Genomic DNA, 24,902 nt, shown 5'->3' on the forward strand with positions numbered 1-24,902 from the left:
ATGAAAAACTATAAAAAGGAATGAGAGTTTGAAAAAAGTTCACTTATGACCTGACGATATGCTGCCGATACTCCTGCTGAAACAGATTACATTGAGATTTCCTTTACGTAAATTTCTGCTTCTTTTTCTGAAAAAGGTATTCCTGCAAATAATCTTCTCTGTTTGATCGGGCGAGTAATCGTAGTCCCAAAACGAAAGGAAGTTCGCTGCCTGAGATTACTTATCCCATGAAACCCGTTGGAGCGGCTATTCTCAAGCAATTTTTATATGCTTTCCTATTATTTTAAAAAAAGCTGGAGCAAACCGAGTTTTCACTCAGCCTGTTCCAGCTTTTTTTAATTCATCTATTTTATATACATCGGATTAGCGGTCATCCTCGTCATCATAATCTAATTCATCCAGATCATCTTTACCAATGACGTCATCCACTTCATCTTCAATTTCTTCTATATCCGTATCTTCTTCCTCTGCATCATCAAAATCATCCAGCATATCATCAATATCTTCATCAGTTACATCTAAATCATCATCAATTTCTTCTGCTTCTACTACTGCCACTTTTTTCTTCTTTTTCTTACGTTTTTTCGTCGGCTCATCTGTAATTTCTTCTTCTGCCTGTTCTACCGGATACCAGCTTTTTAATCCCCACATGCCAGATCCTAATGTTAAGTAGCGTCCGTCAACATTCATATCTGTGTAGAATTGTGCAATCAAATTTTCTTTATCTTCTTTTGAAAAGTTTTTTAACTCTGCTATCTTAGAGAATAAATCTTGAAAAGAGACTGCTTTATTTTCTTCCTTTAAAATAATAGAACCTAATTCAATCATGGACAGATTGCTGATTTCTTCTTTTGTCAATTCTTTCACGCTCACGTTCATGCACTCCTTTGAAAATATAATTAAGGCTAAAAATAGCTATCTATGCTGCAAATAATTATTATATATGCGATTTTGTCACAATAAATCTATTTTACATTATAAACATATTTGAATGCAATTATCCAGTGAAAGTTTACGGTTCTATCTACTTAAAGTGGTTCTTTAACAAAACCAATGTTTGAAAAAATGAATATAATCATGATTCTTAGAAGAGCTGAATAGCGGCCGCTCCAGAAAAACACTACGCTTTCCATGGGCTTGAGCTCAGCCTCCTCGAAAAAGAAGTTCACTTTTTCTGCGGGGTCTTCCCACTGCGCTTTCCCATAGGAGTCTCCGTGTTTTTCTTCCGCTAGTTATTGTATAAAATCATAATTGATTCATTTTATTATGATAAACAAAAACGTGTAATTTATTTTCTTTACTTAATATAGTTGCATGGCTTAATCAAGATCTGTTTTCTTTATAAAAAATAACTCCTATGATACTGTTTGATGCTAATGATATTTTTATTCCAAAATATCAATTTTGGATTTTAGAGCGCATAATAAAAATATCTCTTCTTTATAAAAGAACGTGAGCATGGATTTCATAGTTCATTATACTTTTAATGAATTTACATATTGCGCCGGTACTGTCCGCCGACTTCGTAGAGTGCTTTTGTGATTTGGCCCAGACTTGCGTAGCGGACGGTGTGCAGTAATTCTGCAAAGATATTTCCATCTGTTACTGCTGTCTGTTTTAATCGTTTTAAAGCTTTTTCTACATCCTCTTGATGCTCTGTCTGAAAACGGCGCAATTCTTTGATTTGATGCATTTTTTCCTCTTCTGTTGCACGGGCAAGCTCCATGGAGTCAATATCTTCCTCAGATGGCGGATTGGGATTTAAATACGTATTCACGCCTACAATCGGCAGTTCTCCGGAGTGCTTCTTCCCTTCATAATACAGCGATTCTTCTTGAATTTTCCCGCGCTGATACTGGCGTTCCATTGCTCCCAGAACACCGCCGCGGTCATTCATCTGCTCAAATTCCTGCAAAACCGCTTCCTGCACAAGATCGGTTAATTCTTCAACAATAAAAGCTCCCTGTAAGGAATTTTCATTTTTTGCTAATCCAAATTCTTTATTAATAATCATTTGAATTGCCATTGCCCGGCGGACTGATTCTTCTGTCGGTGTCGTAATCGCTTCATCATAAGCGTTTGTGTGCAGTGAATTTGTATTGTCCTGTATAGCCAATAATGCCTGCAATGTTGTACGGATATCGTTAAAGTCAATCTCTTGCGCATGCAATGATCGTCCGGAGGTCTGTACATGATACTTCAGCTTTTGACTGCGCTCATTTGCATTGTACTTTTCCTTCATCGTAATGGCCCAAATTCTTCTTGCCACTCTTCCAATCACTGTATATTCCGGATCTAAACCATTTGAGAAGAAGAAAGAAAGGTTCGGTGCAAATTTATTAATATCCATTCCCCGGCTCAAATAATACTCTACATAGGTAAAACCATTTGCTAATGTGAATGCCAGCTGGGTTATCGGATTTGCACCTGCCTCTGCAATATGATAGCCGGATATGGAAACAGAATAATAATTTCGTACTTTATTATCTATGAAATATGCTTGAATATCCCCCATCATCCGCAGAGCGAATTCTGTCGAAAAAATACAAGTATTCTGGCCCTGGTCCTCTTTTAAAATATCCGCCTGCACCGTACCCCGGATTACAGAAACAGTATCTGCCTGAATTTGGCTGAATTCTTCACTCGTCGGCGGGCGTCCATTTTTTTCTGTGAATTTATCAACCTGCTGATCAATGGCCGTATTAAAATACATCGCCAGAATAATTGGCGCCGGCCCATTAATCGTCATGGACACAGATGTTAACGGATCTGTTAAATCAAAGCCGCTATAAAGCTTTTTCATATCATCCAAGGTACAAATATTTACGCCGCTGTTGCCGACCTTCCCGTAAATATCCGGACGTTCTGCAGGATCTTCACCATATAAAGTCACTGAATCAAAAGCGGTCGAAAGACGTTTCGCTTCTTCTCCCTTAGAAAGATAATGAAAACGGCGATTAGTCCGCTCGGGAGTTCCTTCACCTGCAAATTGTCTTGTCGGGTCCTCTCCTTTTCGTTTAAACGGGAACACACCGGCTGTATAAGGAAAGGAGCCTGGAACATTTTCCCGCATTAACCAATACAGACGATCTCCCCAATCCCGGTATTTTGGGAGCACAACTTTCGGAATCTTTAACCCTGATAATGACTCTGTTGTTAAATCCATTGTGATTTCTTTATCTCTTACTTTAAAGGTGAATGTGTCGCCCAGATAACTCTCTTTTAATGCTTCCCAATTATCCAGCAGCTGTTTCGCATCCCCGTCTAATTGCTGTTCATATGCTGTAATTGCCTGATCTAATGAAGCCCCTGCTTCATCATCCAGGTCTTCTCTTACTCCTTTTAACTGATAGAGCTTCGTGGCAACTCCCCGCTGTTTCCCGGCACGCTTATCATAATTCCGGACATAGGAAGCAATTTCCCGCAAATAATGCCTGCGCTCATTGGTAATGATTTGATTTTGCTTTTCTGAGATAACATGACGTTGAAATGAAACTTCTGCTTCCCACTGGTAATCTTCATTCATGCGATCAATCAATGAAGCAAATAAAGCGTTTGTTCCTTCGTCATTAAATTGACTGGCTATTGTGCCAAAGACAGGGAATTTGGTTTTATCCTGATGAAACAGCATATGGCTGCGTTCATATTGCTTCCGCACTTGATTGAGTGCATCCTCTGATCCTTTTTGTTCAAATTTATTAATGACGATAAAATCAGCATAATCAATCATATCGATTTTCTCCAGCTGGGTAGGTGCACCAAACTCTGCTGTCATAACATACATGGATAAATCCGTAATATCTGTAACTGCTGCATCGCCCTGCCCTATTCCGCTCGTCTCCACAATGATAAGATCATAGTCTGAAGCACGTACCACCTCTATCGCATCCTGAATCGAATTAGAAAGCTCCGTGCCTGAATTTCTGGTAGCAAGAGAGCGCATATAAATCCGGTCAGAAAAAATTGCATTCATACGGATACGGTCTCCAAGCAAAGCACCACCTGTTTTTCGCTTGGAAGGATCGATAGATAAAATCGCTACCTTCCGCTCCGGAATTTCATTCAAAAATCGGCGGATAAGTTCATCGGTCAGAGAGCTCTTTCCTGCACCGCCTGTTCCCGTAATCCCAAGTACAGGTATTTTCTTTTTGGAATGAGTAGAGAACTTTTCTAAAACCTGCTTCTTTGTTTCTGCTTCCCCATTCTCCATTAAAGTGATAAATTTACCGATCGCCAGCCGGTCTCCTTCCTTTAATCGTAAGAAGTCTTTCTCTATATCAATCGGCGGGATAAAATCACATTTTTCCAGCATACGGTCAATCATTCCCTGAAGGCCGTATTTTCTTCCATCATCGGGAGAAAACAGCCAGGCAACTCCATATTCGTGAAGCTCTTTGATCTCTCGCGGAAGAATGGTCCCTCCCCCTCCGCCTAATACTTGAATATGCGCCGCATCCAGCTCTTTCAACAGATCAATCATATATTTAAAATATTCGACATGTCCGCCCTGATAGGATGAGATGGCAATCCCCTGTGCGTCTTCTTGAATGGCTGCATAGACTACTTCCTCTACAGAACGGTTATGCCCAAGGTGAATAACCTCCGCACCGCTGGCCTGCAGAATACGCCGCATAATATTTATGGAAGCATCATGCCCGTCAAACAAGCTGGACGCTGTCACAAAACGAATCGGATGCTTTGGCGAATAACGCTCTTCTGTCATGCTTTATCCTCCTCTTTAATTATATAATTCCTCATTAACCTGATATGTGCTCTTGATTCATTAACACGAATGGATCAAACGAAGTATTGTTAGATTTTTGTTATATTTATAAGTTCAACTTATATAGATTTCAAAGCTTCTGACCTTTCATAATGTTTACAACCAACAATTCACTTGTTTCATCTGTAATTCTACGTATTCATCAATGGTAAATTCTTTTTGAATCATCCAGCGGCGGAAGCACCACATATGACCACTGACGACAATATTATTTGCCAAAAAATAAATTTCTTTAGAGCTCAGCTTATCTTGTAAACAGACAGCCAACAGATCCTCCATCATTCCGACGACTTTGCGCTCCTGCTCCAGCACAAATTTACGCTTTTCTTTATTTAATGATTTCGTTTCCTGATAAAGCATTAAAATTTCAGGCTGTATGGTATCCATAAAATAAAGGTATTGCCGGATAGCCTGTCGCAGACTTTCATCTGATGGATTATCTACAGAAATCGTTGCCGAGAGCTGGTCACGCACTTGATCATGTACAAATTCGCAAACAAGAAAAAGCACATCCTCTTTTGTTCTAATGTATTCATATAACGTACCAATGCTAAATCCAGATTCTTTGGCAATTTCCCTTGTCGTCGTCCGGTGAAAGCCTTTCTCCTTAAACAGCCGCATCGCTCCTTCTATAATTTGCTTTCTGCGCCGCATTACGAGCTCCTGGTCTTTTACAGAAGAACGGATCTGGTCTTCACTCATCTCTCAACCTCCTTTTTATAAATAAATTGGCGGTTCTCTATGATAAATCAATGATTTTTTATCCTTATAATTTATAAATAGTTTGTTCTGCTTCCATTACTGAAAGGGAAGTCTCCTTTATTTTGTCAGCATCCGTCCGATAACAAGGCGCTGAATTTCATTGGTACCCTCGTAAATTTGCGTAATCTTCGCATCACGCATGTAACGTTCCACTGGATAGTCTTTTGTATATCCGTACCCGCCAAAAATTTGGACCGCTTCTACTGTAATGCGCATCGCCGCATCACCTGCGAATAATTTCGACATGGCAGATGCCTTTCCATATGGTTTTCCCGCTGATTCCAGCCAAGCAGCCTGGTAGGTTAACAGGCGGGCAGCTTCGATATCTGTTGCCATATCTGCCAGTTTGAAGGATATGCCTTGGTTGGCTGCAATCGGCTTTCCGAATTGCTCTCTCCCCTTCGCATAGGCTGCAGCTGCATCCAGTGCTCCCTGCGCAATCCCCAAAGCTTGTGCAGCAATGCCGTTTCTGCCTCCATCCAAGGTGGTCATTGCAATTTTAAAGCCGTCTCCTTCTTCCCCAAGTACATTTTCTGCAGATATTCTGCAATTCTCAAAAATTAGCTCTGTGGTTGGAGACGAACGAATGCCAAGCTTCTTTTCTTTTTTGCCGAATGTGAAGCCCTCTGTTCCTTTTTCAACGATAAACGCAGTAATCCCTTTATGCTTTTTGTCCGCATCTGTTTTTGCAAATACAATATAGAGATCGGCTACGCCGCCATTCGTGATCCATACCTTGCTGCCATTCAATATATAATCATTGCCGTCTTTTTTGGCTGTTGTTTTCATCGAAACTACATCACTGCCTGCCCCCGGCTCCGATAAGGCATAAGCTCCTAATGCTTCTCCAGTTGCAAGACGTTGTAAAAAGTTCTGCTTCTGTGCTTCATTTCCATATTTATAAATCGGCCAGCTCGCTAAAGATAAGTGAGCCGAAAGCGTCACTCCCGTAGAAGCACAGACCCGCGACAGCTCCTCCACCGCAATACAATAGCTCACGTAATCCGAACCTATTCCACCATATTCCTCCGGCCAGGGAATCCCTGTTAATCCGAGCTCGGCCATCTGATCGAAAATCTTCCTGTCAAACCGCTCTTCTTCATCTCTTTCTGCTGCTGTCGGTTCTACTTCATTTTCAGCAAAGTCTCTGACCATTTTCCGCAACATCTCTTGTTCTTCAGTTAATTGAAAATCCATTTTTTCATCTCCCCTTCAACAGCTCTTTAGATATCACGATATGCTGTATTTCATTCGTTCCTTCATAAATTTCGGTTACCTTCGCATCACGAAACAGTCTTTCCACAGGATATTCCTTGGTATAGCCATATCCGCCATAAATCTGGACAGCTTCAATTGCATTTTGCATTGCTGCTTTGGTTGCTGTCAGCTTTGCCATCGATGTTTCTTTAATACAGGCCTGATTCATTTCAATCCGTTTTGCTGCTTGATAGGTTAATAGTTTTGCCGCTTCTACCTTCGTTGCCATCTCAGCCAGCTTAAAGGAAATCCCCTGGTTTACTGCAATCGGCTTGCCAAATTGCTCCCTTTCCTTTGCATAAGCAACGGAATATTCTAATGCTGCCTCCGCAATACCCAGACCCTGGGCTGCAATACCAATTCTCCCGATATTTAAGTTAGCCATCGCTATTTTAAAGCCATGCCCTTCCTTGCCAAGCAGATTTTCTTTAGGAATCCGGCATTGCTCAAAGCTTAATTCAACTGTACTTGACCCCTTCAATCCCATTTTCTTTTCATTCTTTCCAATCACCAGACCTGGACTGTCTCTTTCGACAATAAAAGCACTGATCCCGTCCTTATCATCACTTGTTCTGGCAAAAGTAATAAAGGTATCAGCATATTCTCCGTTCGTAATAAATACTTTTGAGCCGTTCAATACATACATATCATCTACCAGTTTGGCAGTTGTTTTTAAACCGCTTGCATCTGAACCGGAATTCGCCTCTGTTAAAGCAAAAGCGCCTAAATATTCTCCGGAAGCAAGCTTGGGAATATATTTCTTTTTCTGCTCCTCTGTTCCAAAGTAAAGAATCGGATTAGTACCGACAGAGGTGTGTACAGACAAAATAACGCCAATCGTTGCACTGACCTTTGACAGCTCGTGAATCACCCGGATATAGGAGCTGAAGTCCATCCCGGCCCCTCCGTACTCTTCCGGTATGGGGATACCCATTAAGCCAAGCTCTCCCATCTTTGCAATAATTTCTTTCGGAAAACGGTCTTCCTCCTCCATTCGCCCGACTTCCTTGGTAATCTCATCGCGGGCAAAGTCTTGAACCATTTTGACTAACATTTTTTGTTCTTCTGTTTGTGTAATAATCAATATGCATACCCCTTCCACTATCAATACACGTTTAAAAATTTTCCAACGCTTTCCAATGGGTCAAATAACTCCAGCAACCTTGTCAGGTTTCATGCGACCGCTGCGGAAAAACACGGCAACTAAAGAATTTCCCGCGTACCTTTTGGAAACTTTTTAAACTATTTCTTTTAGTCACTATATGTGTAAAAGCCTCTGCCTGCCTTCTTGCCAAGTCTTCCTGCCTGCACATACTGTCTCAGGAGCGGGCATGGGCGGTATTTACTGTCTCCGAAACCTTCATGAAGAATTTCCATAATAGATAAGCATGTATCCAGACCAATGAAGTCTGCCAGCTGCAACGGCCCCATCGGATGATTCATCCCCAGCTTCATTACCTGATCCACATCTTCTATGCTGGCAATCCCTTCAAAGACGGTATAAACTGCTTCGTTAATCATCGGCATCAGGATGCGATTGGAAACAAAGCCCGGAAAATCTTTTACTTCCACATCCTGTTTACCTAAAGCCTCCGTCAATTCTTTCACTGTCTGGTAAGTCGCTTCACTCGTTTCCAGTCCCCGAATAATTTCAACCAGCTTCATAACAGGAACGGGGTTCATAAAATGCATGCCGATAAATTGCGCTGCCCTGTCAGTAACAGCTGCAATTTCCGTAATCGACAGAGAGGATGTATTAGTTGCAAAAATAGTGTGCTTCGGTGCCAGCTCATCCAGTCTGCGGAATACATCTTTTTTTACTTCCATTTTTTCAATAACTGCTTCAATAATAAAATCAGCTGTGATTGGATCTACATCCAGATCAACAACAAGCTGCAGACGATTCAGTGCCTCTTCTTTTGTATCCGCTTCCATTTTTCCTTTAGCAGTATCCTTGTCGAATATTTTTTCAATATACTGCTTGCCTCGTTTTAACGCCTCAATATCTGCGTCATACATTTTCACCTGATAGCCGGAACGGGCAAAAACGAGTGCAATTCCTGCACCCATTTGCCCTGCTCCGATTACCATTACTTCTTTTACAGTCACGATAACACGCTCCTTTTTGAACATCCTATTTTAGAGATTGTTTAAACGCACATGATTAATTTGCCGGTACTTCAATTAAAACAGCATCTCCCTGGCCGCCGCCACTGCAGATTGCCGCGATGCCTTTTCCGCCGCCGCGCCGTTTTAACTCATGAATTAATGTTAAAATAATCCGATTACCACTTGCGCCAATTGGATGTCCCAGTGCAACTGCTCCTCCATTGACATTTATTTTCTCCTCATCAATATCTGCAATTTGACCGCTTGCCAGTGCCACAACTGCAAATGCTTCATTGATTTCGTAGAGATCGATTTCTTCCTTGGAGACACCTGTTTTTTCTAACAGACGATTAATGACTAAGCCTGGCGTCTGTGGAAAGTTTTTTGCTTCCACTGCTACTTCTGCATGGCCTAAAATCGTTGCCAATGGTGTTTTATTTAATTCCCTTGCTTTTTCATCTGACATTACCACAACAGCACTGGCTCCATCATTCACACCAGGAGCATTTCCAGCTGTAATTGTGCCGTCCTTATCAAAGGCCGGTCTTAATGCAGCCAGCTTTTCCACAGTTGTTCCTTTTCTTGGTGTTTCGTCTTCACTGACAACAACCGGATCTCCTTTACGAACCGGGATTTCTACAGGAACAATCTCATCTGCAAACTTTCCAGATTCAATTGCATCCACTGCCAGCTGCTGGCTCCGGGCAGCCCATTCATCCTGGCGTTCGCGTGTCACTTCAAAGGCTGCTGCTGTATCATTGCCATAGCTTCCCATATGGTTTCCTGTAAAAGTGCAGGTAAGACCGTCATGAATCATTAGGTCCTTTACCGATTTATCCCCCATGCGGTTTCCCCATCTGGCATCAGGTAAGAAATATGGTGCATTGCTCATGCTTTCCATTCCGCCGGCCACGATGATATCCTCTTCGCCTAACCGGATTAATTGGTCTGCCAATGTAACACTGCGCAGCCCGGAAGCGCAGACCTTATTAATTGTTTCTGTTTTTACTTCCCATGGAATACCAGCTTCCACGGCAGCCTGCCTGGATGGGATTTGTCCCTGTCCGCCCTGCAGAACCGTTCCCATAATCACTTCATCTACATCTGCACCATCAAGTTCAGCTCTTTCTAATGCTGCTTTAATTGCTGCTGCTCCCAAATTTACTGCTGTTAACGGTGTTAATACTCCCCCAAATTTGCCAAAAGGGGTGCGTGCCCCCGAAACAATAACCGATTTCCTCATAATATATAGCCTCCCTTTATAGTTCGAACGAACGCTCGTTCAATGAACAGTAGAAAGTATAGAGAGGACACCCGCCCTCTCTATACCCTTATGCTGTTTTTTCTTCATTTTGTTCAAAAACAGACAGTGCCAGAATCTCAGCAACATCCATGGTACCAATATCCTCTTCTACTTCTTTTGCTTTTGTGCCATCACTCAGCATTGTTAAACAATATGGACATGCACTGGAAATCATTGACGGCTGTACTTGTAATGCCTGCTCTGTACGTGCAACGTTAATCCGGTTTCCAGTCGTTTCTTCTGTCCACATTAAGCCGCCGCCTGCGCCACAGCACATCCCATTTTCACGGCTGCGATTCATTTCCACCAGCTCCAGACCTGGTATAGCCTTCAATATTTCCCGCGGTGGATCGTAAACGCCGTTATACCTTCCTAAATAGCAGGAATCATGATAGGTTAATCTTTCATTTATTGCTTTTTGCGGTTTCAATTTTCCTGACATAATCAAGTCGTAAAGCAGCTGTGTATGATGATATACCTCTGCTTCAAACCCAAAGTCAGGATATTCATTCTTAAATATATTGTACGCGTGCGGGTCTATCGTGACAATTTTCGTGACGTCATTCTTTGTAAATTGCTTGATATTTTTCTCCGCAATTTCCTGGAATAAAAACTCATTTCCAATCCGTCTTGCAGTATCGCCGGAGTTTGCTTCTGTATTTCCTAATATAGCAAAGCTGACGCCGGCCTGGTTCATTAATTTCGCAAAGCTGAGTGCAATCTTCTGGCTGCGGCTGTCAAAGGATCCCATCGAGCTGACCCAGAATAAATACTCGAATGATTTATCTTCCTTCTTCAATTCCTTCACCGTCGGAATATAGACGGATTCATCTTCATCACGCCATTTAATCCGGTCCTTCTTGGATAATCCCCAAGGGTTGCCCTGACGTTCAATATTCATGACAGCACGCTGAATATCCGAATCCATTTTCCCTTCTGTCATGACTAAATAACGGCGCATATCAATAATCGTACCAACGTGCTCATTGTTTACAGGGCAGGCATCCTCACAGTTTCGGCAGGTCGTACATCCAGACAGCTCCTCTTCTGTGATTACATCACCGATCAAGCTCATACTTTGTACTGATGCAGCAGCTTCCTTGCTTGCAGAAGCCTGATTGCCGGCAGTTCCTGAAAAGGCATAGGAAGGGACCCATGCTGATTTGCCGGTAACCGCTGCTCCTTTTTCTGTTAAATGATCACGAACTTTAATCATAATATCCATCGGAGAAAGCATTTTTCCAGTTCCGGAAGCCGGACATACATCGGTACAGCGGCCACATTCCACACAGGCATAAAAATCTATCATTTGATGCTGCTTGAAATCTTCTACCTTTCCGACTCCGAATGCTATCTCTTCTTCGCTTTCTTCATCCATATCCTCTAAATCAAAATCCAGCTTTTCTAATTTTCCGGGTACCTGTTTACTCAGGAATACATTGATTGGCGCAGCAATTAAGTGTGCATGCTTGGACTGCGGTACATACACTAAGAATGTAAGTATGGTTAACGTATGTATCCACCAGGCGATATAGAATAAGACCATTGCGGTATTTGCTGACATCCATCCGAATAATCCGGCAAAAACACTGGCAATCGGCTCCATCCACGTTAATTCATGTCCTTGCCAAATCATCGCCATGCCGTTTCCAAATAAAACAGAAACCATCAATGTACCGATAAAAATAAGGACAAGTCCAGCTTTAAATCCTCTTTTCAAACGGACAAGCTTCTCCATATAACGACGGTAAAATGCCCATGCAACTGCAACTAAAATCATCAGCGTCACGAGCTCCTGGAAAAAGACAAATCCCGGGTAGAGCGCGCCGAACGGCAAATGATTTCCCGGTGAGAGTCCTTTGATAAACATATCAATCGCTCCGAATTGTACCAGGATAAAGCCGTAAAACATCATAACGTGAATCGTACCGGATTTTTTATCCTTTAACAGCTTCGACTGCCCGAATACGTTTTTTATAATGCGCTGGATTCTCAGCTTTATCTCGCCATCAAACTCTGACTTTTTTCCAAGTCTGATATATGCAACCCGTGTTGCGATAACTTTAACAAATAAAAATAGCGCATAGCCGGTCACAGCTAAAAAAGCTATCCAATTAATCATCAGAAATGTATCCAATATGATTTCCCCCTCTTTCTATTATAATACAAATTGTTAGCGTTTTCATATTTTAATAAAAAATAATTCTATCTCTACTTTAAAACATGAATGAACATTCAGTCAACCTGTTTGGAGAAATAATAATATTTTTTAGATTTGGATTTTCCATCAGTAACAGCTTCTAACAGAATTTTTTATCTACATCAAATTTAACACAAAAAAAGAATCTTAAACAAATTAGCATGACTGTAAGATTCTTGAGAAATTTTATTCTCATTTTTTAAATCCTATCTTCAACTCTTTTATATCCTTCCATTTTATCTTCTTTCCCCATAAACTAATCCTCTTCCACACCTAAATCATCTGAACTCAATTTTGAGTTTAAAGAGTCAAAATCAATTTCAATTCCTTCGTCGTTTAAACTTTCCACCATATCTTCGAAAGATAATGATTCATTTGGGTTATTGTCCAAACGCGCAATTGCGTCCATTTCTACCAGTTGATCAAAACGTTCTTTATATTTCAGCAGTTCTTTGTAATGCTCCGTTTCAGCCAATACTACAGCTGCGTCTTTTTTCTTCTTCATACCTATCACACTCCCTTTCACAACATCTTTTTATTGTACTCAAAATAAAATCTATAAAAAACCCGCAGAAAAATTAACTCTCTCTGCAGGCTCTTAATATCATCTTCCATTTACATTTTTTCCGGCGCAGCTACTCCCAAAATCCCTAATCCATTCGCCAGGGTTTGACGGACAGCTTTCATTAAAGCAATGCGTGCGCCCGTACGCTCGGGATTATCTGCATCCAATACTTTTTCTGCATTATAGAAGCTATGCAGCGTTGATGCCAGATCAAATACATATTGCGTTACTTTATGCGGCGTTTGTTTGTCTGCTGCATCGGCAATCACTTGCGGCAGTTCTCCTACTTTTTTAAGCAGATCCAGTTCCTTTTCCGCTGTTAATAGGGAGGCATCAAATGCTTCCTCTGTTGCAAAGCCTTTATTTTTTGCCTGTTCAAGCATTGTACAGATACGTGCATGTGCATATTGAACATAGTAAACCGGGTTGTCATTGGATTGTGATTTGGCAAGATCCATGTCAAAATCCAATTGTGAATCATTCGAGCGAGCAACGAAATAATAACGTACTGCATCAATTCCTACTTCATCCATCAGTTCTCTTAATGATACAGCTTTACCTGTACGCTTACTCATTTTAACCTTTTCGCCGCCTTCAAACAGATTTACCATTTGAATAATTTTCACGGAGAATTTATCGACTGGATACCCTAAAGCCTCAAGAGCTGCACGCATTCTTGGTATATAACCATGATGATCTGCACCCCATACGTTAATAATCTGGTCAAAGCCGCGGTCTAATTTATTTTTATGATAAGCAATATCCGGAGTTAAATAGGTGTAAGCTCCATCCTGCTTGATAAGTACGCGGTCTTTATCATCACCGAAGGCTGTCGTCTTAAACCATAATGCACCATCTTTTTCATACGTATAGCCGCCGTCTTCCAGTACTTTTAAAGCATCATCAATCTGATCGTCCTTAAAAAGAGATCGCTCGGAGAACCAGCTGTCAAATTCCACACGGAAGTCCTTTAAATCATTTTCAATGTTACGTAAGGAAGCTTTAAGGCCATATTCTTTAAAATAATCCAGACGTTCTTCATGTGATTTCTCCGCCCAGGTATTTCCTTCTTCTTTCACAAGCGTTTTCGCAATATCAATGATTGCCTGTCCATGATAGCCGTCTTCCGGCATATCGACTGACTGTCCTAATTCCTGAAAATAACGGGCTTCTACTGATAAACCTAAATTATTAATCTGGTTTCCTGCATCATTTATATAATATTCTCTCTCTACCTCATAGCCGGCAGCTGCAAAGAGATTACACAAAACATCGCCAAACGCCGCATTTCGTGCATGGCCTAAATGGAGATCTCCAGTCGGATTAACGGATACAAATTCGACTTGTACCTTCTCGCCATTGCCGTCTTTTGAAGTTCCGTAAGCATCTCCAGCCTCAAGCACCGTTTCAATCACTTCACCTAAGAAATTCTGCTTCATATAGAAATTAATAAATCCAGGTCCGGCAATATCTACTTTTTCAACGGATGCTTTCTGCTTATCTAATTTAGCTACAATATCGTCTGCAATTTGGCGCGGTGCTTTTTTAGCAATCCGGGCCAGCTGCATCGCAATATTAGCGGCAAAATCGCCATGTGCTTTATCTTTTGGTTTTTCCAGAATAATATCGGGAATAGTATCCTCTGTTGCAAGCTCTGCAGCAATAACGGCTGTATGAATTTGCTCCTTTAATGTTTCTTCTGCTTGTGCTAATACGTTCATTTCCTATTTCCTCCTTGTTTCGATCCCCGCAGGCAGTTTAAGGAACATCCCAATATAGGTGGATTGTTCTTATGCCAGAAAGGGATACCACTTACGTTCTGCCACGCAATCGCCACTTTACTTTTGGCAATTTCTCCCCTGCTTACCCTTTTTGCTCTTCTTGAAGGCGGGGGATCCTTGCTTATTTAATTGAAAATTGCAGCTTGAGCTGATGCTTACGTTCTATTTGGCCATTCAGCTTCATTGTATAATTCATTTCAAGCATTCGCGGCATTGTATCCTCTGTAAATGTGATGGATTCCACAAAAGTTTCCATATGAATATTGCCATGCATATGCTGATAAATGTTTTCTGTTTTCTGACCTAACTGAAATTGCTGATTCATTTGGATAGCTCCTGTACGCTTAATAGAAACACGCTCCGGCCGAATCATAATCATATTCTGGATGGTTCCGGCTTCTTCAATGACTTCCTTGTATCTAAGCACATCAATGTCGCCTTTTTTTGTCCATTCTCCAGTAAAAGTCTGCTCCTGTGTTTCCTGATCGCCTGAATCCAAATCAAAAATCATTGTCTCCAGCGTAATATAGACATGTTCGGAATTTTGTTGCATAGGTACTCCTTCTATCATTTTCTTAATTTAATGTATTTGTATATTATATCTGTAAAACACCATGATAAGCAATACTCTTGCTGATGGAAAACTTTTGAGGTTTATAAAATCGTTTATTTTTCCATAATGATATAGAGAGGATATACAAACTCCAGTATCACCATTTTAGAAATGACATATTATTTTGGAGACGATGAAGGATGAAATCATTAAAAGAACTGCGCCTGATCTACAAGCTGATTGGCGGTATCATTTTACTGATGATAGCCGGAATATTAGCGATCTACTTATTAGCCTATTTGATGGGACCGCCAAATCTCAGTAATCAATCCCCTGCTGTTTTTTATGATCAGGAGGGAGAAATTATTGAAGACAGCTTTGGGGATTCTTATGAATGGGTTTCTTTAGACAATATAGATCCTTCTGCTATTCAGGCAACTCTGGTTATTGAAGATAATCGTTTCTTTGATCATAACGGTCTTGATTTCATTCGTATTGCAAAATCATTATTGAATAATTTTGTTTCCGGCTCGTTGAAAGAAGGAGCCAGCACCATCACACAGCAATACGCAAGAAATCTCTATCTATCTCCAGAAAAGACCTGGTCCCGTAAGCTGCAGGAAGCTTTTTATGCCATTCGTTTAGAAATGTTTTATTCTAAGGAGGAAATTTTGGAGGGCTATATGAACACCATCTATTACGGGCATGGCGCTCATGGAATTGAAGCCGCGAGCAATTATTTTTTTGGAAAGTCTGCTGTGCAGCTGTCTTTGGCAGAAGCAAGTATGCTGGCGGGAGTTCCAAAGGGACCGACCTATTATTCCCCATTAAATAATTTGGAGAAAGCCACTGACAGACAGCAGCTTATTCTTAAAAGAATGCTTGATAACGGGATTATTTCTGAGGCGGATTATAATACAGCAATAAATGAAAAATTAAATTATCAAGAACAGGCTCCTGTTGAGGAATCGGCATCCTTTTTTAAGGACCAGGCATTAAAAGAAGCCGCAAAGATTTTAAATAAAGATGTAGAAGAGGTAAAACTTGGCGGTTATCAGATCCATACGACATTAAACAGGGGTTATCAGCAGGAAATGGAAGCAGCAGCTGCCCGAATCATCGATAAAGAGAGCGACTTGGAAGCTGCCGGCATTTCCATTGTTCCGCAAACTGGCGAAGTAGCAGCAATGGTCGGCGGAATCGATTATCATGCCAGCAGCTACAACCGGGCCGTCGATGCCAAAAGGATGCCAGGCTCTACCTTTAAACCAATATTATATTATGCTGCTTTAGAAAACGGTTATACAGCCAGTACAGCTTTAACCAGCGAAGCAACGACATTTCAGCTTTCTGACGGTTCTACGTATCAGCCAAGTAATTTTAACGGGTACTATGCAGATGCGCCAATTACACTTGCTCAGGCAATTGCATTATCAGATAACATTTACGCTGTGAAAACAGCGCTTTATGTAGGCGGGGACCGTTTTATAGAAGCAGCGAAAAAATTCGGGATTGAAAGTGATTTAAACTCGGTTCCTTCCTTAGCGCTTGGCACTTCTTCTGTTTCTGTAATTGAGTTGACAAATGCGTATGCCCGTCTTGCAAACGGAGGAAATGCAGTCACTCCTTATCTGATCGAGGAAATTACAGATGCCAGCGGAAAATCCCTTTACTCACATAAACCAGAGGAGGGGAAGCCGGTGCTGGATGAGAAAAAAACTTTTATTCTGACACAGCTACTTACGGGAATGTTTGACGAAACGTTAAACGGATATACGAGCGTCACTGGAGCAAATGTAAAAAATCAGCTGACTGATATCTATGCCGGCAAATCTGGAACAACTGACTTTGACAGCTGGATGGTCGGCTACAGCCCTGTTATCTCTACCGGCATCTGGGTGGGTTATGATGATCACCGGGAGATGACTAATGTAGCAGAAGCTGCTTTCTCAAAAGAAATATGGGCAGACTATATGGAAAAAATTGATGATGATGAAAAAAATGTTTTCCCAATGCCTTCTGGTGTTGTCGGTCTTCCAATCGATCCTGTCAGCGGGCTGCGGGCAGATGTAAGCTGTGAAAAAAGCAGAATTATGTTTTATGAAAAAGGCACGGAACCGCTTGGATACTGTCATCGTGATGAAGCAGAGCAGCAGGAGGAAGAAATAGATGATCCGGACAGAGGGGTTTTGGAAAAGTGGTTTGAAAAGTTATTCTGACCGCATTTAAACACTCCCCCATTTTAAAAAAGAAAAAACCCTCTGCTTTGAGGGCAATGATCATATTATTAATTCTTTGATATATTTGCAGCATCCTGAAGCGCACATTCCGGATGCTGCTTTTCTTTTAGAAATTTGTCAAACCAGCTCCCGGCTTTTTAATTGTTCTAAAAAATAGTCTAATTGTTTTTTTGTTCTTGTCAGCATATCATCATCTAAAATTGGATTTTCTCTCGTTTTATCAATTTCACTATCTTGAAAATATAAGCCTTTTAAACTTTGGCTTTTCAGTGTAGCAAGCAATGGCTTCAAGGCATAATCCAGTGCCAATAAATGAGAGAGGCTCCCTCCTGTCATCACCGGCAGTGAAACGGTCCCCCGTAAAACATCCTGAGGCATCAGATCAAATAATGCTTTCAGCACTCCTGCGTAGGAAGCTTTATATACAGGAGAACCGACAATAATTCCCTCTGCTTTTTCCAAATCAGCGGCTATTTCTTTTATTTTCGGACTTTTAAAATTGGCGAATAATAAATCCTCAGCTTCCACGTCCCTGACGGATATATATTTCACAGAAAAACCTTTCTGTTCCGCCTGGTCCCCCAAATAATAAAGAATGCGTTCTGACCTGGACAGCGGTGAAGGACTTCCTGATAAAATAACAATTGCGCTCACATTTATTCTCCTTCCTTTTACAGAGGATGTTCAACAAAAATTACTCTGTGAATTTCTTATCACTTTTTGAACATCCTTTTTCAAACAAAATTTTATCAATGGGTTTTCCTAATTGTTAATACTTTCTTTTTTAAAACGATTTTCAGGTATTGATAGCCCCAGATTTCCCCGCAGGGTATCACTTTTACCGTTACTCTGAAAGGACCCCTTCTGCTCCAGCAGCGGAAGTACATGCTTCAGAAAATCATCATATTGTTTTCCTAATACATACATACTGATCACAAATCCATCTGCAGCTTCATTCTCTACCCATGCAATCATTTTGTCAGCAACCTGCTCATAGGTACCGAAAAATTCATTTCTTGGTGTAGCAACACTTAAGGCAACCTCTCTTAATGTTAAGTTCCCTTCTTCCGCCCGCTTTTTGATATCATCCGTTGTTGATTGGAAGCTGTTTTTCCCGACATCGCCAATATCCGGGAATGGCTCATCAAGCGGAAATTGACTAAAATCAAAATGGTCAAAGAAACGCCCCAAATAGTTGAGAGCTTCCTCGATACTGATTAAATTTTTTATTTCATTATATGTTTCTTCTGCTTCTTCCTCTGTCGCACCAATGATTGGAGATAGAGCAGGTAAAATTGCAATATCCTCCGGTTTTCTTCCATTTTCTGCAGCCAGTTTTTTCAGCCCGCGATAATATTCCTGCGAGCTCTCTAACGTGGATTTATTCGTAAAGATGGCTTCCCCGTGTTTTGCTGCAAATTCCATTCCGGTTTTAGACGATCCAGCCTGAAAAATTACCGGCTGCCCCTGCCTGGAACGATCAATATTTAGCGGACCTTCTGCTTTAAAGAATTCTCCTGAATGATTTAAACGGTGCATCTTTTCCGCATCAAAAAACTGGCCTGTTTCTCTATTTCTGACAAAGGCATCGTCTTCCCAGGAATCCCATAATCCTTTAACAACATCTAAATATTCATCTGCCATTTGATAACGCAGCTTATGCTCTGGATGATTTCCTTTATTAAAATTGGATGCTGTTCCCTCCAGTGGAGAGGTAACGACATTCCAGCCGGCTCTGCCTCCTGATAATTTGTCTAAAGAGGCAAATTGACGTGCAATATTAAATGGTTCACTATATGTTGTTGAAACAGTTCCCGCTAAGCCGATTTTTTCTGTAACTGCTGCCAAAGCCGATAATATTGTTAACGGCTCAAAACGGTTGAGAAAATGTGGAATGGATTTTTCATTAATGTGCAGTCCATCGGCAATAAATACAAAATCCAGTCCGGCCGCTTCTGCTTTTTTGGTGACAGATATATAATGGTTCAAATTAACACTTGCATCAGCAGGTACTTCCTCTGACTTCCAGGAGTTCATATGTCCTCCTGGTCCTTGTATCATTACTCCAAGCTTCATTTCTTTTCTACCTCCCTATTGTTCTTCTGCTAAAAAGTCGACATCAAACCATTTTAAAGATATTTCAGAAAATGTTCCGTCTTTCTTCAATTTTTCAATAGATTGATTAATTTCTTCGATTAACTCCTGATTCTCTTCTGTCTTTTGGAACGGCAGTGCAACCGGCTGATTTCCAAATGGTTCATCAACAATCTGGAGCGGAATGTTCCGCTGACTGATCTGCGCCATCAGCTGCTCTCTTCCATAAATAAATCCGTCTACTTTTCCTGTATTAATATCGGTATAAGCTACGTCCGCAGATTCATAAATAACTAATTCAAAATCTTCTTCCGGGTAATTTTCTTTTAAAACATTTTCAAAATTGGTTCCTAAAATACTAACTAATTCTTTCCCGGCAAGATCATCTAATGATTCTATTTTCGGGTCCTCGCTGGAGGTAGCAACTACTGCTTTTGAATGATAGTACGGATCGGTAAAATCATATGCTTCTCCCCGTTCAGGTGTAGCCGCAAAATTAATTGCCGTATCAACCTTCCCAGACTGCAGATTGGCTAAAACACCGTCCCATTCTGTTAAAACCCATTCCACTTCATAGCCGATATCATCAAAAATGGCATGAAATATATCTACATTGAACCCCACTAACTCTCCATCCTCCTGAAAGGTATGCGGAAACCCGTCTGGTACTGCTCCGACCTTAATCACCTTCTCTTCTGAAGAATCACTGTCCCCTTCTCCCTGAGCCTCTCCCTGCCCGCAAGCCGCAGTAAGAAGTAAGAAAGCAATAGATACAAATAAAATTATTTTTTTCATTTACTTCCCCCTCTGATTCATTTAAGAACCGTTATATTTGATACAGATTGAAGTCTTCCAGTCGCGTAAATATCTATTAAGCCCGCTCCAGTACCGGAGCTGTCAGCTGCCCTAACAGCTCAAAGGACTCGAAGCGTTTCTTTCTGTCCTGAATCGGTGTATGCAGAATAAACGAATTAATTGGGAAGGTATCTGCCAAACGGTCCAGCTCTTTCTTGATGCTATCCGTACTTCCTGCAAGCAGCTCCACTTCCTGTTCCTTCACTTCAAAGGATTCATCCGTCTGACTCTGGAATAATTCTATTTGCTCAAGGGACTGAACAGAAATAGAACGCCCGCTTTCCAATTGAAGCTTATATATTTTATAATCATCTGCTTCTTTTTCTGCTTCTGCTTGGGTTTTTGCCGCAAAAGCAGCAATGGCAAGTGCAAATTCACCCTGTGGATATATGCTGCGATATTCGCTCACTGCCTCTTGCAGGACGTCATCATTACCGTTTAAAAATCGGGCAAATACAAAATTAGCTCTCTGCTCAGCCGCAAGCCTGGCACTATTTTTACTGGCTCCCAGAAGATAAACCGGCGGGTTTTTCTTTGGCTCTGGTAAAGCCTTTGCGCCAAATAAAGAATGCCTTTCCGGTAATTGATCAGAAATAAATTTCTGCAGCGTCTTGAATCGTTCATTAAATGTAATATCAGAGCCTGCTCCCCCATACTGCAGTGCATTTGTTGATAATGAAAAACCGCCGGGAGCTTTCCCAACACCAAGCTCCACCCGGCCTGACGCCAATGAAGACAGCACTTTAAAATTCTCCGCTACCTTATAAGGGCTGTAATGCTGCAGCATAACGCCTCCAGAACCGATTTTAATGGATGATGTTTTGGCTAATAAATAAGAAATAAGCACTTCCGGTGAGCTTCCGGCCAGATCTAGTGATTGGTGATGCTCTGACACCCAAAACCGGTTATACCCCCACTCCTCTGCTTTTTGTGCTAATTGCACGGTTGCTTGTAACGCCTCTTCTGCTGTTTCTTCTGAAAAGATAGGACTTTGATCAAGTATTCCCAGCTTATACCCCATTCCTTTCTCCCCCCACGTTCTGAATTTCAATTACCTGTACTTCAAAATGCTTTACTGTATTTTCATTATCAACAGCTTAAATTATTTTGAGTATACCAAGTGTTTTACAATGAATTATAAATTTAATATAGTATAGCATCCTATCAAACTGCCTACAATAGGCGCTGTTATAAATTATTATTAACCTGCTTATAGGCAAAACCTATAAGAAATTATTCAATATTTCGCCGGTCTTGCTTTCTTTCAAGTCATCTTTATTTTTGATTACTATACTATGATGGAAGCATCTTCACGTTCACATATGTACGGAAATGGAGAAACTTTTTCAATTTTGTATCGTCGAATAATTTCTTTTATCTTAATTTCATTCTTCTGCTTTACGGGGCGACTCACAACTGCAGAACCGGTAACTTCTTCTGAAGATTTGAATGCGTAGATCATAGTGACATTTCCCAACCTAATGTATATAATATTGATAAAATTACTATGAATTAGGAGGGTTTTTCGTTTATGAATATTGAAAACATCGAAGCCTTTGTACTGGTAAACCATTTTGGAAGTATCAATAAAGCTTCCCGGGCACTTTTCTTATCCCAGCCATCTGTCACCGCAAGAATCCAGTCTTTAGAACGGGAATTAGATACACAGCTCTTTGAACGTGCAGGCAGACAGCTCATCATTACGGAAAAAGCAAAAGAATTCCTTCCTTATGCAGAGCAGATTATCGAATTCTATAAAACCGGCAAAAAACATTTAAAAACACATGAACTATCCGAACAGATAAGCATCGGGTGCACACAGCTCGTTTCCAATTATCTGCTTACCAGGGTCATTCCGGCCTTTTCCAAAAGATATCCGCAGGTTCAGGTAAAAGTAATTACAGGCCCCAGCGAGACAATCCAGCATAAAGTATTAAATAAAGAACTTGACCTTGGTTTTGTCAAAAATGGCGCCCATCCTCTCCTCACTTCTGAAAGAGTGCTTGAAAGTCCTATTAATCTATTTGTTGAGCCGAATCATCCTTTTGCAGATGCAAGCCTGATTGATATAAACGATTTAGCGAAAGAGACCATTATCTTTTTCGAATGCGGCTCCCTGGACTGGTCGATGGTGCGCAATCTCTTTCAGAATCTCAGCGTACAGCCGACCATTCAATATGAAGTGGATAATATGGAGCTGGCTAAGGAATTGATTAGGAGCGGGAATGGGATTGGTTTCTTACCGGAAATCAGTGTACGCAATGAACTTAAACGCCAGGAATTAGTCCATATCAATCTAGATGTCCTGTCCAATTTATCTTTAAAAACAAATATAGTTTCCTATACAAATGAAAAGCCCGCTTATTATAATGCTTTACTGGAAATCGCCCGGGAAGAAGGAAAAAACAGATAAACTATCAAAGCCTGGAGCAGGTGTTCAAAAAAGAGGAGTTCCGGATTTCGAAGATTGAGAAGGCAAGTTTTGTGCAAATAAGAGGAACTCTTCTCACATTATAGACCCGCTGCAAGACTCAGCTAATTTATACAGAAGCAATTACTCCCTGCCCAAAACTTTTGATGCCCTTTGAGCACCCTCTTATAGAAACCCTCTATAAGAACTTCCTTATATTCCTATAAGAAGCGTTATTGTTAGACGCAAATGCGCGTGATATACTAACCGATAATCTCAAAACCGATTAAATAACTAGGAATAGTTAACTTAATAAAAGAAAGGATGAATCACTTATGATAAAGGTTTCAAACTTAAAGAAAAGCTATAAAAACAATCAAGTTTTAAAGGATATCAGCTTTCATGTTGACGAGGGAGAGGTTGTAGCAATCATCGGTCCCTCCGGTTCAGGGAAATCAACATTACTCCGCTGCCTTAATTTTTTAGAAAACCCCAATGAAGGACATATTGAAATTGGTGGAGTTTCCGTCGACACCACCAAAGCTGCTAAAAAAGAGATTCATCAATTACGGTTACAAACATCAATGGTTTTTCAGCACTATAACCTTTTTAAAAATATTACTGCTTTAAAAAATGTATCCCATCCTTTAAGGGTAACCAAAAAATTAGATAAGAAAAAAGCAGAAGCAATCGGACGCCATTTATTGGAACAGGTAGGGTTATCAAATAAAGCAGACCACTACCCTATTTCTCTTTCCGGCGGACAGCAGCAGCGTGTAGGTATTGCCCGCGCACTGGCAGTGAATCCAAATGCTATTCTATTCGATGAACCTACATCATCCCTTGATCCGGAATGGGTTGGAGAAGTGCTCCGCGTCATATCGGGTATCGCCGACAAGGATAAAACAATGATTATTGTCACCCATGAAATGAATTTCGCACGGGAGGTTGCCGACAGGGTCATCTTTATGGATGACGGCTCCATTGTTGAGCAGGGTACACCGGAAGAAGTTTTTGATTCCCCTGCAAATGACAGAACGAAAAGATTCTTGCGGGATTATCAAAGACAAATTACAGGGAAGGCAGACAATAAAAATGAGAGATTTGCTATTGTCTAACTCTTATAATAGAAAAGATGGCGGTGTCCAAAAATGAACTTTAACTTTAAATATATGTTTGAAATTATTCCTGAGCTTCTAACCTATGTGCCAGTTACACTTTATATAGCGATTGCTTCCATGATTATTGCTATCATTATTGCTATTTTTCTTTCTTTAATTCTGGTCAACCGGATTCCAGTTTTGCATCAATTGGCGCTAGTGTATATTTCTTTTTTCCGGGGGACTCCTCCGCTGGTACAGCTGTTAATGATTTATTTCGGGCTGCCGCAACTGCTGCCTTCATTCAATTCTATTACGGCAATGACAGCGGCAATTCTGGCATTTAGTTTAAATGTTTCCGCATATCTTGCAGAAATTTTCCGGGCAGGATTGGAATCGGTGGACAAAGGCCAGGCCGAAGCAGCATTGACAACAGGGATGACCTACTCGCAGGCATTAAGATCAATTATTTTGCCACAGGCTGCACGAAATGCTATTCCGGCCACAGGCAACACATTTCTTGGCTTGCTGAAGAACACCTCCTTAGCGTTTACAATCGGGGTTACTGAATTACTCGCACAAGGAAAACTATTGGCTACAGCTACGCTTCATTTCTTTGAAGCATACATGGCAGTTGCATTGATTTATTGGGGATTAACTGCTTTATACAGCTGGCTGCAATCCTGGTATGAAAAGAAAATCAGCAAAGCATATGTCAGAGAAATTTAAACGTCGTTGTCTGGACAGAGCAGGGATGCAGTTATTACGGAGTTGATAATACTGAAATTCCAGAACAAAAAAGCAGTCCGTATCGACAAATTCGATACGGACTGCTTTTTTGTCCTAGTAAACATGAGTTAGCCCATGTACTCATAGTTTACAAAGTATTT

Annotated in this window: 19 protein-coding genes; 4 read left to right on the forward strand and 15 right to left on the reverse strand. The window is 40.9% G+C overall.

What is annotated here, in order from left to right:
* Positions 1 to 363: 363 nt before the first annotated feature.
* The 11 genes from rpoE to BN1068_RS07815 all read right to left on the reverse strand — a co-directional run bounded on the left by rpoE (position 364) and on the right by BN1068_RS07815 (position 15,313).
* Entirely contained in the window at positions 364 to 873 is a 510-nt protein-coding gene (gene rpoE, locus BN1068_RS07765) for a DNA-directed RNA polymerase subunit delta (protein ID WP_077602285.1), read from the reverse strand.
* Positions 874 to 1,492: 619 nt separating this feature from the next.
* Positions 1,493 to 4,723, reverse strand: a complete 3,231-nt coding sequence (icmF, locus tag BN1068_RS07770) for a fused isobutyryl-CoA mutase/GTPase IcmF (RefSeq protein WP_077602286.1) — start codon at positions 4,721 to 4,723, stop codon at positions 1,493 to 1,495.
* Positions 4,724 to 4,879: 156 nt separating this feature from the next.
* Positions 4,880 to 5,485 carry a TetR/AcrR family transcriptional regulator gene (locus BN1068_RS07775; RefSeq protein ID WP_077602287.1) on the reverse strand — a complete coding sequence of 202 codons (606 nt, stop codon included), beginning with the start codon at positions 5,483 to 5,485 and terminating at the stop codon, positions 4,880 to 4,882.
* A gap of 117 nt (positions 5,486 to 5,602) precedes the next feature.
* Entirely contained in the window at positions 5,603 to 6,742 is a 1,140-nt protein-coding gene (locus BN1068_RS07780; protein ID WP_077602288.1) for an acyl-CoA dehydrogenase, read from the reverse strand.
* Between the two features lie 4 nt (positions 6,743 to 6,746).
* A complete protein-coding gene (locus tag BN1068_RS07785) occupies positions 6,747 to 7,880 on the reverse strand; it encodes an acyl-CoA dehydrogenase (protein ID WP_439822974.1) in 1,134 nt (377 codons plus the stop codon).
* A 173-nt stretch (positions 7,881 to 8,053) separates the two neighbouring features.
* On the reverse strand, positions 8,054 to 8,911 hold the full coding sequence (locus tag BN1068_RS07790) for a 3-hydroxybutyryl-CoA dehydrogenase (RefSeq protein WP_077602290.1): 858 nt from the start codon (positions 8,909 to 8,911) through the stop codon (positions 8,054 to 8,056).
* A gap of 55 nt (positions 8,912 to 8,966) precedes the next feature.
* Complete coding sequence (locus tag BN1068_RS07795) at positions 8,967 to 10,154, reverse strand: acetyl-CoA C-acetyltransferase (RefSeq protein WP_077602291.1); 1,188 nt, start codon at positions 10,152 to 10,154, stop codon at positions 8,967 to 8,969.
* An 88-nt stretch (positions 10,155 to 10,242) separates the two neighbouring features.
* Positions 10,243 to 12,351 (reverse strand): heterodisulfide reductase-related iron-sulfur binding cluster, encoded by a 2,109-nt coding sequence (locus BN1068_RS07800; protein ID WP_077602292.1) that lies wholly within the window; start codon positions 12,349 to 12,351, stop codon positions 10,243 to 10,245.
* Positions 12,352 to 12,670: 319 nt separating this feature from the next.
* Complete coding sequence (locus tag BN1068_RS07805) at positions 12,671 to 12,919, reverse strand: hypothetical protein (RefSeq protein ID WP_077602293.1); 249 nt, start codon at positions 12,917 to 12,919, stop codon at positions 12,671 to 12,673.
* A gap of 110 nt (positions 12,920 to 13,029) precedes the next feature.
* Positions 13,030 to 14,700: an arginine--tRNA ligase gene (gene argS / locus BN1068_RS07810; protein WP_077602294.1), complete on the reverse strand. Its 1,671-nt coding sequence runs from the start codon at positions 14,698 to 14,700 to the stop codon at positions 13,030 to 13,032.
* A gap of 181 nt (positions 14,701 to 14,881) precedes the next feature.
* A complete protein-coding gene (locus BN1068_RS07815) occupies positions 14,882 to 15,313 on the reverse strand; it encodes a YwiB family protein (protein WP_077602295.1) in 432 nt (143 codons plus the stop codon).
* 200 nt (positions 15,314 to 15,513) lie between these two features.
* Here BN1068_RS07815 and BN1068_RS07820 point away from each other — a divergent pair, with 200 nt between their 5' ends.
* On the forward strand, positions 15,514 to 17,532 hold the full coding sequence (locus tag BN1068_RS07820; RefSeq protein WP_077602296.1) for a transglycosylase domain-containing protein: 2,019 nt from the start codon (positions 15,514 to 15,516) through the stop codon (positions 17,530 to 17,532).
* A gap of 138 nt (positions 17,533 to 17,670) precedes the next feature.
* Here the strand turns inward: BN1068_RS07820 and ssuE are convergent, their stop codons facing one another.
* The 4 genes from ssuE to BN1068_RS07840 form a co-directional block, all read right to left on the reverse strand.
* Positions 17,671 to 18,207 carry an NADPH-dependent FMN reductase gene (gene ssuE, locus BN1068_RS07825; RefSeq protein ID WP_077602297.1) on the reverse strand — a complete coding sequence of 179 codons (537 nt, stop codon included), beginning with the start codon at positions 18,205 to 18,207 and terminating at the stop codon, positions 17,671 to 17,673.
* Between the two features lie 108 nt (positions 18,208 to 18,315).
* Positions 18,316 to 19,629 carry an LLM class flavin-dependent oxidoreductase gene (locus BN1068_RS07830; protein WP_077602298.1) on the reverse strand — a complete coding sequence of 438 codons (1,314 nt, stop codon included), beginning with the start codon at positions 19,627 to 19,629 and terminating at the stop codon, positions 18,316 to 18,318.
* A gap of 15 nt (positions 19,630 to 19,644) precedes the next feature.
* Entirely contained in the window at positions 19,645 to 20,442 is a 798-nt protein-coding gene (locus BN1068_RS07835; protein ID WP_077602299.1) for a transporter substrate-binding domain-containing protein, read from the reverse strand.
* A gap of 76 nt (positions 20,443 to 20,518) precedes the next feature.
* Positions 20,519 to 21,523, reverse strand: a complete 1,005-nt coding sequence (locus tag BN1068_RS07840; RefSeq protein ID WP_077602300.1) for an MsnO8 family LLM class oxidoreductase — start codon at positions 21,521 to 21,523, stop codon at positions 20,519 to 20,521.
* A 510-nt stretch (positions 21,524 to 22,033) separates the two neighbouring features.
* On the opposite strand from BN1068_RS07840, the gene BN1068_RS07845 reads away from it, so the two are divergent.
* The 3 genes from BN1068_RS07845 (at position 22,034) to BN1068_RS07855 (ending at position 24,741) form a co-directional block, all read left to right on the forward strand.
* Positions 22,034 to 22,915, forward strand: coding sequence for a LysR family transcriptional regulator (locus BN1068_RS07845; RefSeq protein ID WP_077602301.1), 882 nt, complete (start codon positions 22,034 to 22,036; stop codon positions 22,913 to 22,915).
* Positions 22,916 to 23,247: 332 nt separating this feature from the next.
* On the forward strand, positions 23,248 to 24,030 hold the full coding sequence (locus BN1068_RS07850) for an amino acid ABC transporter ATP-binding protein (protein WP_077602302.1): 783 nt from the start codon (positions 23,248 to 23,250) through the stop codon (positions 24,028 to 24,030).
* Positions 24,031 to 24,063: 33 nt separating this feature from the next.
* Positions 24,064 to 24,741, forward strand: coding sequence for an amino acid ABC transporter permease (locus BN1068_RS07855; RefSeq protein WP_077602303.1), 678 nt, complete (start codon positions 24,064 to 24,066; stop codon positions 24,739 to 24,741).
* Positions 24,742 to 24,902: the final 161 nt, after the last annotated feature.

Origin of the sequence: Oceanobacillus sojae, from assembly GCF_900162665.1 — a bacterium.
Lineage (GTDB): Bacteria > Bacillota > Bacilli > Bacillales > Amphibacillaceae > Oceanobacillus > Oceanobacillus sojae_A.

What these genes read in the sequence shown, in the direction of transcription:
- BN1068_RS07855 (WP_077602303.1), top strand. Translation starts at nt 24,064, where the DNA reads ATGAACTTTAACTTTAAATATATGTTTGAAATTATTCCTGAGCTTCTA.
- BN1068_RS07830 (WP_077602298.1), bottom strand. Translation starts at nt 19,629, where the DNA reads ATGAAGCTTGGAGTAATGATACAAGGACCAGGAGGACATATGAACTCC.
- argS (WP_077602294.1), bottom strand. Translation starts at nt 14,700, where the DNA reads ATGAACGTATTAGCACAAGCAGAAGAAACATTAAAGGAGCAAATTCAT.
- BN1068_RS07775 (WP_077602287.1), bottom strand. Translation starts at nt 5,485, where the DNA reads ATGAGTGAAGACCAGATCCGTTCTTCTGTAAAAGACCAGGAGCTCGTA.
- BN1068_RS07840 (WP_077602300.1), bottom strand. Translation starts at nt 21,523, where the DNA reads ATGGGGTATAAGCTGGGAATACTTGATCAAAGTCCTATCTTTTCAGAA.
- BN1068_RS07835 (WP_077602299.1), bottom strand. Translation starts at nt 20,442, where the DNA reads ATGAAAAAAATAATTTTATTTGTATCTATTGCTTTCTTACTTCTTACT.
- BN1068_RS07795 (WP_077602291.1), bottom strand. Translation starts at nt 10,154, where the DNA reads ATGAGGAAATCGGTTATTGTTTCGGGGGCACGCACCCCTTTTGGCAAA.
- icmF (WP_077602286.1), bottom strand. Translation starts at nt 4,723, where the DNA reads ATGACAGAAGAGCGTTATTCGCCAAAGCATCCGATTCGTTTTGTGACA.
- BN1068_RS07815 (WP_077602295.1), bottom strand. Translation starts at nt 15,313, where the DNA reads ATGCAACAAAATTCCGAACATGTCTATATTACGCTGGAGACAATGATT.
- BN1068_RS07805 (WP_077602293.1), bottom strand. Translation starts at nt 12,919, where the DNA reads ATGAAGAAGAAAAAAGACGCAGCTGTAGTATTGGCTGAAACGGAGCAT.
- BN1068_RS07845 (WP_077602301.1), top strand. Translation starts at nt 22,034, where the DNA reads ATGAATATTGAAAACATCGAAGCCTTTGTACTGGTAAACCATTTTGGA.
- BN1068_RS07780 (WP_077602288.1), bottom strand. Translation starts at nt 6,742, where the DNA reads ATGGATTTTCAATTAACTGAAGAACAAGAGATGTTGCGGAAAATGGTC.
- BN1068_RS07850 (WP_077602302.1), top strand. Translation starts at nt 23,248, where the DNA reads ATGATAAAGGTTTCAAACTTAAAGAAAAGCTATAAAAACAATCAAGTT.
- BN1068_RS07820 (WP_077602296.1), top strand. Translation starts at nt 15,514, where the DNA reads ATGAAATCATTAAAAGAACTGCGCCTGATCTACAAGCTGATTGGCGGT.